Source organism: Rugamonas brunnea, assembly GCF_014042345.1.
In the GTDB taxonomy this organism is placed as follows: Bacteria; Pseudomonadota; Gammaproteobacteria; order Burkholderiales; family Burkholderiaceae_D; genus Rugamonas; species Rugamonas brunnea.
The window spans coordinates 1-11,939 of record NZ_JACEZT010000035.1 but is presented as its reverse complement, the minus strand read 5'-3'; the positions used below and the strand labels follow the sequence as shown (position 1 = coordinate 11,939).

Here is an 11,939-nt window from a genome sequence, read left to right as displayed (position 1 = left end):
GTTGGTTATGGACCTACAATCACGACCGGCCGAACATGGCCTTGGGCGGAATTACGCCAAAACAGAAATTGGCCCTCGCCGCTTAGCCTCTACTTTCAGAGCGCATCAAATATGGGGGGATTACCATATCGCTGTCGCTTTGTACCAGCTGCGGCTATGACCTGAAACTGTCACCGGCATCTCCCGTCCCGATTTTTGAGCAAGGCGCATGGGCCGCATTGAAGCGCCAACGTGAAACGCTGAACTCAGGTTGGTTTATCGATGGACACCTGTCCGTTCAATACTCCCACCTCTACTTCGCCGTCGTTCGAAACCTTATCCAAAAAATGCGCGGACGTTGGTCTACTAGCCGTCTGCTTACGCACGCTGCCTTGATGCTTGGGGCTTCACAACCGACCTCCGAACGATTCAATCAGCCGTTCGAGTACTTTAACGTTCATGATCGACATGTCTTTCTTCAAGTGGCCACTTGGCATCTGCAGGATTGGCCGCGTCGATTTTTAAGCACATGTGGAGAACTGAAAATTCGATATTCCGAGCTCATGCGAGAATTTTATCCACCGTATTGGTTTGAGAAAGAAGCAAGTCAGCTCGGATTCAAACCGGTTGGCCCGTCAACGGGCGAACTTGCAGCAATGAGAGTCCTTCTTGAGCAGAACTGGTCTCCCCTACAGAGGAAAGCGTTAAGGAGAGTCATTAAGAGGCGCCTTGCAAATAATTCGATATCACAGATGCTGAATGACCGCGAACGCTGAGCAAAGGAATTCCCACATCAAAATCGGCACATCTCCCACAATCCTTGATCTTGGTCCCAGAAATAGGAGTGGAGCCCCAATCGTGACAAAGTGTGAGAATCCTGGGAAATAGTTGGGCTATCTTAGATAGATCGTACGAAACAATGCCTCGGCAGGCTGGCCTTTAAAAGCGTTTCGGCACGTTCGCCGTGCAGGAGTCCATGGTGCCACTCTTACACTTAAAAAAACATTGCTCTCACTAACTCTAAGGAGTTTCCAAATGTCGAAATTGGTGAGATTCGTCGCGTGCACGCTCCTCTTTCTTTTATCTGACATTGCTTTAGCATGCCCGGACTGTCAAACAAACCAGTGCATAGGGCCGGTATGCGCATGTGTACCAGACCCTGGAAAGTGTAATCCTATTCCCCCAGCATTGAATCCGTTTCCGGATGTCTTAACTACCGTGGATGGAGTCATACATGGCAACGTTAGCAAACTGTCCCAAGGGGTCGGCGGCTTGGTCATTAAAGCGAGCTGTTTAGGTTGTGCCGTAGCGGTTTCGCAATTGAATGCAGGTGACCAAGCATTTGTCAACGCGGTAGTTGGGCGGGGCTATTTAATGTTTTTTGCAACAGGTGGAGATCCCGTCTTGATCCTTTTAGATGCTGCAACGTCAGCCGCAAAAGAATATGACTTGACACATCCAACTCCAATCCCCGGTGTTCCGCCCCAGGGAGCACCAGCAAGGCCCACAAAAACTTTCACATCTGTTAGCGACTGCACCGTCCTCGCAGATGACAAACTCCAATTGGTTTTGGGATTTGTTAGTGCCCCAATCTTCGTTGAAAATGGCCTTAAATATACCTGGCCGGTAGTAGACCTTCAACCTGGCGACTTAATAACATACACTAGCCCGAAAACCTGCTATGCGCCGCCATCTGGGCAAGGGCAGCCAACATCTGGAACTTTCGTTTTCGATTACTCCAGGGATGTGCCTGGTAGCGCCTCCCAGCTAAAATACTTCCTTATTGGAAAAGCGAAAAAGTGACCTGGCCGAAGCTGCCCACACACCTGTCCTCGGAGAGATATTTAATCACCGCAGATATTCCGGGCATCCCTCATCTCGTCCCGACGGCGATAAACCATTGCAATTTTCGATGCCAAAAACATGGCCGCATCGGAGCAACAAGTCCTCGGCAACTTGCTCTGCCGAGCCATCTATCATTGTACTTTTGACCGTGAAGGCAGTCATCGACGAGATTAGTTGACGCGCTTCAGTCGGACGCTCAACTTCCGAAAAAAGAAGCGCGATCACTGATAGCAAGCTTGAGGCTCCTTGAATCATTCGATGACGATCCTCAATCACATGCAATTCGATCTCCCCTATCTCGCACAAAGGTTCTGGAATGAAGAAGAAGCTTCTGTCCAGCGCACGGGCAGCGCATCCAATAGCTATTCGTCGCCGCCTTGTCTGTTGGACATTGGAGTCACCACCTGACATCGGCATGAGGCAGACTTCCGCAATTTCGCCGTTTTCATCGACGATCTGAGGCATGCTGGACACAACGCCAGATTTCTGACGCGGGCTAAGCCGTACGATATTCAGAGACGCAAAAATCCTTGAACCTTGCAGCTGCTGCAGGACACTTCTAAAGACTTCAATGAAATGGTCTTCATACTTGCGCACGGTAGAGCTTGAAGATACCTCTGACGCTTCGACTAGATCCATAGGTTTGATGCTCGCGTCTGGGCCATTTTCGCCCACCGCACTGCCCGTAAAAATCGATATGCCGTCTTTTGCCACCAAGACTGTTGGCGCCTGGTCGGGTTCAATTTTACTGACTGGCTTTCGCACCAAATCTGTGAACTTTATTCCCTCAGTAAAGAGACCGAGCCGTGATGTGGGCCTCCCTCGCCCTGGCTCTGCGTCCACGATAGCTTTCTCAGAAATGCTCGGCTTCCAATAGCGCTGGGAAGACGCTCTGGTAGCACGATTCTCCTTAGTCTTCCCTTTGCCATTTGCTCGGTTCGTAAGCTCGGACGTATAACGCAGACTAGCGAATGGAAACGGATGTGAGCACGACAGGAGCTTAAACACCAAAAAAACACCACGGCTATCGTCGCCAAGCGGCAGCCACTTTCCTGAAGCCTTGAGATCCGCGCTCCCGAAAAACGGAAACACGGCCTTCACGTACGCACGCTCTCCATTGGCCGTCGCTACGAGGCAGGAATTCCCCACAATTTCCGCAGCTGACCGCGCCTCTTTGGAAAATGCAATTCGGCCGATGTCCGACGCTGAGCGCCCGGACAAACCCGGTGCCAGGTGAATTTTCGGCATACCGCGTGAGTCAGCCTCTTCTACACCGATCCAAAGCGTTTCCAACTTTAACGGGGCATCAAAGAGCCTGGCGACCAGCGTGCTGGACGAACCAAAGTAAAAGCGCAGCAGTTCAACTGACGGAATTATCAGGTGTCCCGCCTCAGTCTCCACGTGAACGCAATACGACTGGGTATGCTTTATATGGTAAGGGTGCGCGCCAAGTGGGAGGTAGAAGTCACCCGCCTCGTTGTGTGGTAGACCAGCCTTGATCAGCGAAGTGCTCCCACTCCCAACAATGACATTGTCGAAGTGCGCGATGTCATAGTCAGGGCTCCGAACCCGTCTACCGCTGCGCCAAAAATCGCCTACCTTAAACAGAGGAAGCAAGCCGACCGGAAACCTGATGTGCTTAGTGATCGGCGTTTCCCTAGCTTGAAAATCGAATAGGCTAAGTTCGTCACACTCTTCATCAGCGACTAAAGAAAACTGAACTTCGATTAGCGGCTGACTCTGACGCCGGAAGCGCTCAGCGTAGGAAACGGCACCAAACCAATCCACGCGCCAGCAATTGTCATCGGCGGAAAGTTCACGGACCTGAAAATTAGAAATGTTCTCCAACATGACTCCGCTATCGACACTATACTTCGATCAGACGCGGCTTGCTGCCGCCTGGTCCTATGTAGTCGCAATGTTCAATCGCGTGCATATCGATTCGCTCTCGCTTACTGGCAATAGCGTAGCTCGCAGCCTTCTTAAGCAGCGTTACGACTTCACCAGTCGTTCCTCCTGATTTGGACAAAATTTCATGTGCCAACGCTTTTTCGGAAAGCCCAGATGGCAAGCGAAGCGGTAGAATTTTTTCCCAACTTGCTAGAAAGCGCCGATAGTCAGCGTCCATGCTCCAACGCGGCAAAGTCACCGGGACAAATCGGTTAGATAGCTGCGGATCTGTTTGCAATGCCCGAACAGCTTCTTCAGTACCAGCACAAACCAGCGGAATCTGAAGCTGGTTACTTAGATACTTCAGCACCGTCAAGAAGTGCCGCTGTTTGGCCATCGAACCCGTCACGAGGTTGTTTAACTCATCGATGAGCAGCATGCGAACTCCAACGCGCTCAAACTTTTCTCTGACGTTTACAAACAACTTTGCCGCCGAATCAGAGAAGGAATACTTGGCGAACAGCTCGTCAAGGATTTCAATATAAAATCGCTTTTCATCAGGCATAGTTGGGGCCTCAACGTAAAGCACCGGCACACTGATGGCCTCGCCACCGAGATTGTCAGATGCCGGGTGGAGGCTTTTAAACCGCTCAAGGATTTGGCTCTTGCCGCTATTTGTCTTCCCCACGATAAGCAAATTCGGCATTCGGCTGATTCGAGGATGCTTTAGTAAGTCCTCCATTTGCCCGAGTATTTTTATGGCTTGAGGATATCCAATCCAAAGGTCTCTCTTCATTTCAAAGATGCGCTCTTCATCAGTAAGCTCAAGCCAATTCCTTACCGTTGGCTGCAGGTGAGTTAAATCGTCCATCCGCTCACCCCACATCAATGTCATCGAACGGCATGATGATCTCTTCGTCGAGGTCTATCGGTTCTGAGATAGCCTTGGCTTCCGGCCCCACGGGTTTTGTTTTCATCTCAGGGGCATCCTTCTTCGCATTCTTTTTTTTCTTATCGACGCTGCGCCGACGTTCCTCGTTACGGCGGGCACTCTTCGTATCGCGCGCAGCGTTGACCTCGATCTCGCGCATTTCTGCGATTCCTTCAAAGATAGAATTTTCATCGACGTTATTTTTGCCGCGCGCATTCTGCTCCCTAACCGCTGCCCGAACTTCCCAGAGGGATGCTGGGGGCCTTCCCAGATAGGCATATGGAATCTCGTGGTAAGACTTCAGATCCGGGTCCCAAAAGTAAATGACACTGACGTCCCTCGGGTCGCGCCGGAAGATAAACGTCCGTGCTTCGTTGATATTTTTCGGATCTCTTTCGCAAATTCTGCTACGCAAAATATCGCTGTTGTAGTGCACATGATCCCAGCGCACGCCGTACTGCTGAACCGTTCGATCAATGAAGGGGAGGAAATCCAACTTCAAGCGTTCCTCATCAACAAAACGTTCCGGAAGGCCGATCCCTGGCTTATCGTCTGTCCCCAGCAGTCCTTCCTGGAAGCGGGCGAGCGGGGTGTTCTGAATGCCGGTGTGAAAGTCGTGGTGGTAGACCTTGGTGATATAGATTGCGAACCACTTCTCAAACTCCTTCAGCGTCATGATAGCCTTGCCTGAGGAATCGTAATCATACTTACTTCGTGTGTTCGAAAAAGTCGTCCCCGGAAGCGTGTGGGCCTTTCGCATAAAAGTCCGGAAACCACGCTCGACATGGCCGCCGTAATTCGCGGCACCACGCGGCCGCTGCTCTAAATCGATTCCATATGTCTGGCACGCACGTTCAAGAACAGTTCCTCGGAACTCCTTAGCATTGTCGGTGTGGATCTTTCGTGGCCTTCCGTAACACGGCCACGTCGCATCGATACCGCGCTCACTAAGCCACGCCTCCTTGGCCAGCATGGCGTGCGATAAGCAAAGGCCCACAGACGCGGCTCCTGGGGCCTCCAGCCAAAGATTGAAGCCCATAAGGACCCGCGTGCAGACGTCAATTGCGATCGTCAGCGTAGGCCGCCCAATCGGCTTGCGATAGACCTCGTCAACAATGATCAAGTCCACCGGCGTATGGTCAATTTGGATGACATCGAGAGGGTGATCAGCGCCGGGAAAGGAACCACGCAAAGGCGTAAATCGTTCCTTGGCTACTTTGGAGCCCTGCCGCTTAGCCACTCGCACTTTCTCCGGAATGGCCAAGTAGCGTCGTCGGATAAGGGTGAGGCCCGGTGGCTGCAGCCCCCTTTGCCCGCACTCTTTGACGACGTCCGCGTGAACAGATTTGAGCGTACTCGCCTCGCGCTTAAGAAGATGCCGCTTCATTGCCTCTTCAACTACGAGTTCGACTTCGTCGGAAAGTCGAGAGCCGCCCTTATCCGCACGCTCTTTGGGAAGAAATATAGCGATCGTCTCATCGGCCTCAAACTCTTTCAGCCAGCGATAAATGGTCTGCTGGGACTTGCCGAGTGTCGCGGCTGCTTCACGCACCTGCTCGCGAGTGCGCTTATAACGCCCAACCTCATGCAAGCGACGGATTACCTCCATTTGCGACGACGCCAACTTCCACACATCATCAGGAATGGTCGCCAACTCCGGCCGTTGCGGCTGAGCTGCTGAGCCCAGCTCCTGACTATCAGCGGCCTGCAGGTCAGCACACGCCAAAACGACGGTTTCATTGCTGGATATGCGTCGGCACAGCGCCGTATCCAATGTTTGCAGCTCAACGACAATGTATCGTTCCCCGCTATACGCGACCAGGGTTCCAGGCTTCACCTTAAATGTTGAATTCATCGTGTGCTGATATTTTCGAGCTCATGGAAAGAGGTTGAGACAAGTCTGTATGTATTCGGCCATGGGCAACTAGCCACCAAATGGCGGGCAGCAGTTCAGCCTGCTTCCAAGGATCTGGAGCCAAGCTGGCCAGTAGTGCTGCAGGCGTAGCCTCGCCGCTCACTCGTAGCGTACCCAGCACCGACTGAGCCTGGCTTTCTTCTGGAGTTCGGTCCCTAAAGCCACCGAGAAAGCGCAGATTCGCAAACCGAGCTGTGCGGATTTCCCTGTCCGTCATCACGCGGAAACGCCAGCCTCGTTCACGAGCATACTGGCGCGCCGCCTGTAGACGCTCCTTCAACTCCAGGAACCTTGCCCTGTACTCGTCGCGATATTTGATCTCGCAGAGCAGCGGCACAGCAGCACGTCCAGTGAAGCGATCAGGGCGAAAGGTTACGAGCGCATCAGGTGTGTAACGGCGTTGCTTCCCGTCTCCCGTGAGGTAGGTAATCGTAACCGGCTGCTCTTCAACCTTGTCCACGTCCGGATCGGCCATCATTAGTTCAAAGAAATCGCGCTCGAGCGACGACTCATAACGGGCTCCGCTGCGTGCATGTAACCCCGTCACCGCTCTGTTACCTATCGGTATCTTTCTAACTGACATAGAAGACGCAAGTTGCCGCCCCGTCCTGCACTGGGGTATATTAATTGCATGGTGGAAAATTCCATATTTTACCCACAACAATACGGTAGATCGTCACGGCTAAATGCATTAACTAAAACTATGAACCTAGAACAACTAAAAATTGGGATTTACGTAGGCAGGGCGATCTCTTGGGTTAAGGACCTGTTCAAGCGCCCTCAGCTACCGCAACTGCAAGTCTCGGATAGCACAAATGTCACCAACGTCTCGGGAAACCATGGCTCCACTATTAACATTGGGAGCATTTCAGCAGAAGGCGGAGCAACCCGCGTTCACAGCAACTTGGCTAAGCCCAAGCTGACCTTCCACGAGACAAGTTACTCAGCTACCATCGGCCAAAATGAATATACGTTCACTATGAAAAATCTTGGTGGCGACGTCCTGACAGCAGAGGTGCAGGCTAACGACAAGGCGGTAGGGTCTTTCGCCCGACTTCCAAGAGGCGGAAGCCAAACATTCAAAGTGCACAATTTTTCTAGGTCTGAACTCCTACGAGTCCACGTTGCTGGCTTCGATGTGAACGGCGATAAGGTGTCACTCTTCTACACAGCCAAAAGCCTGGCAGGGAAGTTCACATTCGACAATCCATAACCAATTGCAATAAAATCAAACGGAGTTTTGTCGCCCACTACCCTTTGTAATCGGAAAATGGAACCAGGACGAAGATATGTTTGGAAGCATTGACAAGAGCAAAGGACTGCTGTTCGTTACCTATGATCTCAGTCTCATCGTTGGCAATACGATGGGGGCTATGCAGCAAGAAGTTGAAAGGTTGGATGCAAATAGACTACTCAATACCTCCCCGGAGGATCTTAAACGCTACCTCGTAGAGAGGCACAGCATTACCCCGATCAAACTGCTACGAGATCAATGGTACGCCGACCACCAAGAAGTTCAGGTAGACGTCAGCAGGGACAGGATGCGCTGGATTGAGGACAGAGGTCGCCCGGTGATGGTTCCTGGCGAACTATTCGAGGTTCGGGTTCCTTTCGAAGGTGAATCAGAACTTTTCTACGCACGCGCAAGCACATTCAACATGAACCCACCACGCGCCGTTATCGATAGGACGGAGCTGGTGCTGCGCTATGAGTCGCCGGTCGATCAGCCGCTCGACGTGCGCCCACTCGTAGATCAAGCGTTAGCGGATATCGAGCAGCATCTGAGCTGGCAGCGTGGAATGATAGACGCGCACAACACCGCGCTGCCCGCTGCGGCGGAGCACGCGATCAAGCAACGACGAGCGCGCTTACTCGCACAATCGCAGCGAGCGGAAGCTCTTGGAATCCCGATCAGACGACGCGGCGACGCGCCGAAGACTTACGCCGTACCCACTGTACGTCGTAAAGCAGCGCCGAGCCTTCCACCGTCATCGACCGCGCAATTCAAGCCCGAGCCTATCTGGGCAATGGAGCAATACGAGCACGCCCTCAAAATCATGCAGGATATGGCATTGGTGATGGAGCGCAGCCCCGAGGCATTCAAATTGATGGATGAAGAGGCGTTACGTCAGCACTTCCTGGTGCAACTGAATGGGCAGTTTGAAGGCAAAGCTACCGGTGAGACCTTCAATATGGAGGGGAAAACCGACATCCTCCTGCGCGAAGGAGACCGAAACGTCTTTATTGCCGAGTGTAAATTTTGGAAGGGGCCCAAGGCGTTTGGTGCGGCCATCGACCAGCTCCTTGGTTATTCCACATGGCGCGATAGTAAGACTGCAATCCTTGTATTCAACCGTGGCACCGACACATCGACCGTTCTGACCGGAATTAACGCGACCGCAACAGCGCATGGTAACTTTAAGCGTCTGGTGAGCTGGCCACATGAAAGCGGATTCCGCTATGTGCTACATAGCAGCGGGGATGTGAATCGAGAAATAATATTGACCGTCCTCGTTTTCCACGTACCGACGTAATTCATGAAACGACATAGCTATCGCTCAACTGGCTACTCCATCCGATTTCGACGGCGTAGTGGCAACATACCGACATCGTCCACGCCTCGGAAAGATGCTTCAGATCGGATAGCGATCGCCTCGCTATTCGTTTCTGTCCTTGCCCTTTTGGTTTCGTTCTACTTCTCTCGCGATGGCACTTTGAAGCAAGAGCAAGCCAATCAAATTCAACAGCAATACTCGTCAGCGGAAAGAAATGCCAAGATTGCTGCGTTGGTTACCGAGCTAGCTGCAAAGACGTATTCGAAGATCGATTTCGCGACTAAACCAAACGAGGTGCGTGCCCAAGTTCAAAAGCGGAGCAATGACACACTGTTCGTACTGAACAGTCTCTATCTCACCACCCGAGGTAACTCAGACTGGGATGGGTATATTCTCGAAGCTTCTGAGCGACCAATTGCATCGCTCAAGACCTACGAAGAAAAAATCCGCTGTGGCTTGCTCGCGGACCCGTTTCGGAAGTTCATCTTTGACCCGAGGTATCAGAATGTCAAAGAGTGCGAGGTATGTACCGGTTCATGCGGTGGCGAATGAGGCCCCAACTCATAGCTCAACCGTTGAGCCACCGCTTTGCAAGAGTTTCAACGCCACCAAAGCGGCAGGAGCCGCCTACCAACTGAGAGCTAAGGCGGCCCCCCTTTTCTGAACGTTAGTCCACACAAAATTCTTTGGTAACTCACCAAAAGTTCTCGAATAAATGAACTCTTCGGCGGGAAAAACGCGCTCACTTGAGGCGGCTTTCTCGACCAATTCGGTTTTTTGAGATTCTTTTCGGATTAGTTTTCTCATTCATTTAAAATCTTTACAGCGGTGGCAGCGTGCCCCGCCCCGGTGAAATCTCGCTGGCCCATCATGGCGTGCTGTTTCTCGACGAATTGCCGGAATTTGACCGCCGCGTGCTCGAAGTGCTGCGCGAACCGATGGAGTCGGGCCGCATCACCATTTCCCGCGCGGCGCGGCAGGCGGACTTTCCGGCCCGTTTTCAGCTGATCGCCGCCATGAATCCCTGTCCTTGCGGCTACCTCGGCCATCTGGCCGGCACATGCCATTGCCCGCCGGATGCCATCAGCCGCTACCAGAACCGTATCTCCGGTCCCCTGCTGGATCGTATAGACATGCAAATCGAGGTCGGGCCGATCGAGGCGGAAGTGCTGGCGGCCAATGTGGACGGCGAGACCTCAGCTGCCATCCTGGTCCGGGTGGAACGGGCCTATCAGCGGCAATTGCGGCGCCAGAACAAGAGCAATCAGCAACTGGCGACGCGCGAAATCGACCAGTTCTGCAAGCTCGACCGCGCCTCCGAACTGCGGCTACGCACTTCAATGAAGCATTTTCACTGGTCGGGACGGGCGTATCATCGCGTGCTGCGCGTGGCACGGACCATTGCGGATCTCGCAGGCAGCGAAGCCATCCGCAACGAGCACGTTGGCGAAGCCATACAGTATCGGCAAGCGTTACGCCAGCTCTGAAACGATTGCCTGGCCGCCATCCGCCCTGCTACCATCGGACATGCGAAAAATCTCCATTCCCCTCCTCCTGACCACGCTGCTCGCTGCCGGTGTACTGGCCGCCTGCAGCCCCAAGTATGACTGGCGCGACTTCCGCAGCGCCGATGCGCCCTATGCCGTGCTCTTCCCCGGCAAACCGGCCAGCCAGACCCGCACCATCAATCTGGATGGCCAGGAAGTGAGCATGACGATGACGGCGGCCGAAGTCGACGGTGTCTCGTTCGCCGTGGGCAGCGCCAAGCTGGCCGACGCGACCAAGGCGCAAGCGGCGCTGGCCGCCATGAAGACGGCGCTGGTGAACAATATCGGCGCGGCCATCGTGTCCGACAAGACCACGGCGACCTCGTCGGGAACGGGCAGCCTGTCCGGACAGCAAACCATGGTGGAAGTGGAAGCAAAAGGAGCGCACAATGGGGAGGCGACGTTGCTGATCGGTCATTTCATCGCCAAGGACAACCGGATTTACCAGGTGATCATCATGGGCGCAGAAAAACATGTCGTTCGCGACACTGTTGACACCTTCATGAGCTCCTTTAAACTAAACTAATCACTAAGCGCGGGGAGAAACAATGATGAATAGTCTTGCAAAATCCGCCTCGCCGCCGGATGTTTGCCTGACCGGGAGTGGTTTGTCGGGACGTTGATGTCGATGTATGCGAACGGACAAGTCATGTTATCGTTATAAACAACAAGACTCGGAAAGTGCCTATGCTGATCACATTCAAATCCAAATCGTTGCCAGAAGTAATGATGTATCAGGAACATGCACAGCGCATCCTCGACCTGTTACACAAAAATCCCACCCGCGGGGTGATTACGGCGGCAGAGGCCGCCCAAGCATTATCTGTCCTGGAACATGAGGTCGCGCTAAGCAAACTGCATCCGGAAGTGGATGCGGAGCATGAGGTGCATACGCCCGAGCAAGAAGATAACGGGGATCTGCCCGAAAACAAGCTGAACTTGCGTGTCGGCTTTGCTCAACGGGCCTTCCCCCTGTTGGAAATGCTGCGCAGTGCCAAGCAGGAAGGTCAGGACATCATCTGGGGAGTCTGATTGCCGGCAACATCGGCAGGCAGGACAAAAAGCGCTTCGTCATGAAGCGCTTTTTTTACGTCCGCCATCAGCGAGGAAAGGGACGAAAAAAAACCCCGCCAACACATGTCAGCGGGGTTTTTTCATATAACTAGCTTGACGATAACCTACTTTCACACTGGTTGCAGCACTATCATCGGCGCAGAGTTGTTTCACGGTCCTGTTCGGGATGGGAAGGGGTGGGACCAACTTGCTATGGTCATCAA

Annotated in this window: 9 protein-coding genes, 1 rRNA gene and 1 pseudogene; 6 read left to right on the top strand and 5 right to left on the bottom strand. The window is 53.0% G+C overall.

All coding sequences use genetic code 11. The annotated features are described in order from the left end of the window. Nucleotides 1-1,827: 1,827 nt before the first annotated feature. The 4 genes from H3H37_RS25195 to H3H37_RS25180 are packed head-to-tail and all read right to left on the bottom strand — an operon-like array spanning nt 1,828 to nt 7,038. Nucleotides 1,828-3,675, bottom strand: coding sequence for a hypothetical protein (locus H3H37_RS25195; RefSeq protein WP_182167717.1), 1,848 nt, complete (start codon nt 3,673-3,675; stop codon nt 1,828-1,830). Nucleotides 3,676-3,691: 16 nt separating this feature from the next. Beyond that, a complete protein-coding gene (locus tag H3H37_RS25190; RefSeq protein WP_182167716.1) occupies nt 3,692-4,585 on the bottom strand; it encodes a TniB family NTP-binding protein in 894 nt (297 codons plus the stop codon). 4 nt (nt 4,586-4,589) lie between these two features. Beyond that, complete coding sequence (locus tag H3H37_RS25185) at nt 4,590-6,500, bottom strand: TnsB C-terminal domain-containing protein (RefSeq protein ID WP_182167715.1); 1,911 nt, start codon at nt 6,498-6,500, stop codon at nt 4,590-4,592. After that, a complete protein-coding gene (locus H3H37_RS25180) occupies nt 6,484-7,038 on the bottom strand; it encodes a TnsA endonuclease N-terminal domain-containing protein (protein WP_182167713.1) in 555 nt (184 codons plus the stop codon). The genes H3H37_RS25185 and H3H37_RS25180 overlap by 17 nt, the downstream gene beginning before the upstream one ends. Nucleotides 7,039-7,263: 225 nt before the next feature. On the opposite strand from H3H37_RS25180, the gene H3H37_RS25175 reads away from it, so the two are divergent. The 6 genes and pseudogenes from H3H37_RS25175 (at nt 7,264) to H3H37_RS25150 (ending at nt 11,694) form a co-directional block, all read left to right on the top strand. Next, nucleotides 7,264-7,773, top strand: coding sequence for a hypothetical protein (locus tag H3H37_RS25175; RefSeq protein WP_182167711.1), 510 nt, complete (start codon nt 7,264-7,266; stop codon nt 7,771-7,773). Between the two features lie 76 nt (nt 7,774-7,849). Further along, nucleotides 7,850-9,094 carry a hypothetical protein gene (locus tag H3H37_RS25170; RefSeq protein WP_182167709.1) on the top strand — a complete coding sequence of 415 codons (1,245 nt, stop codon included), beginning with the start codon at nt 7,850-7,852 and terminating at the stop codon, nt 9,092-9,094. A 3-nt stretch (nt 9,095-9,097) separates the two neighbouring features. Next, the gene (locus H3H37_RS25165; protein WP_182167707.1) at nt 9,098-9,667 is read left to right on the top strand and encodes a hypothetical protein; all 570 of its coding nucleotides are present in this window, start codon (nt 9,098-9,100) and stop codon (nt 9,665-9,667) included. 266 nt (nt 9,668-9,933) lie between these two features. Then, nucleotides 9,934-10,602: pseudogene (locus H3H37_RS25160) on the top strand (ATP-binding protein); the annotation flags it as partial. A gap of 40 nt (nt 10,603-10,642) precedes the next feature. Further along, nucleotides 10,643-11,188: a hypothetical protein gene (locus tag H3H37_RS25155; RefSeq protein ID WP_182167704.1), complete on the top strand. Its 546-nt coding sequence runs from the start codon at nt 10,643-10,645 to the stop codon at nt 11,186-11,188. A 161-nt stretch (nt 11,189-11,349) separates the two neighbouring features. Next, a complete protein-coding gene (locus H3H37_RS25150) occupies nt 11,350-11,694 on the top strand; it encodes a DUF1840 domain-containing protein (protein ID WP_182167702.1) in 345 nt (114 codons plus the stop codon). Nucleotides 11,695-11,827: 133 nt separating this feature from the next. On the opposite strand, the gene rrf is transcribed toward H3H37_RS25150, so the two are convergent. After that, a 5S ribosomal RNA gene (gene rrf, locus H3H37_RS25145) occupies nt 11,828-11,939 on the bottom strand.

Bases quoted from the DNA above. Each gene is read 5' to 3' on its own strand.
- H3H37_RS25195 (WP_182167717.1), bottom strand. From the start codon at position 3,675: ATGTTGGAGAACATTTCTAATTTTCAGGTCCGTGAACTTTCCGCCGAT.
- H3H37_RS25190 (WP_182167716.1), bottom strand. From the start codon at position 4,585: ATGGACGATTTAACTCACCTGCAGCCAACGGTAAGGAATTGGCTTGAG.
- H3H37_RS25185 (WP_182167715.1), bottom strand. From the start codon at position 6,500: ATGAATTCAACATTTAAGGTGAAGCCTGGAACCCTGGTCGCGTATAGC.
- H3H37_RS25180 (WP_182167713.1), bottom strand. From the start codon at position 7,038: ATGATGGCCGATCCGGACGTGGACAAGGTTGAAGAGCAGCCGGTTACG.
- H3H37_RS25175 (WP_182167711.1), top strand. From the start codon at position 7,264: ATGAACCTAGAACAACTAAAAATTGGGATTTACGTAGGCAGGGCGATC.
- H3H37_RS25170 (WP_182167709.1), top strand. From the start codon at position 7,850: ATGTTTGGAAGCATTGACAAGAGCAAAGGACTGCTGTTCGTTACCTAT.
- H3H37_RS25165 (WP_182167707.1), top strand. From the start codon at position 9,098: ATGAAACGACATAGCTATCGCTCAACTGGCTACTCCATCCGATTTCGA.
- H3H37_RS25155 (WP_182167704.1), top strand. From the start codon at position 10,643: ATGCGAAAAATCTCCATTCCCCTCCTCCTGACCACGCTGCTCGCTGCC.
- H3H37_RS25150 (WP_182167702.1), top strand. From the start codon at position 11,350: ATGCTGATCACATTCAAATCCAAATCGTTGCCAGAAGTAATGATGTAT.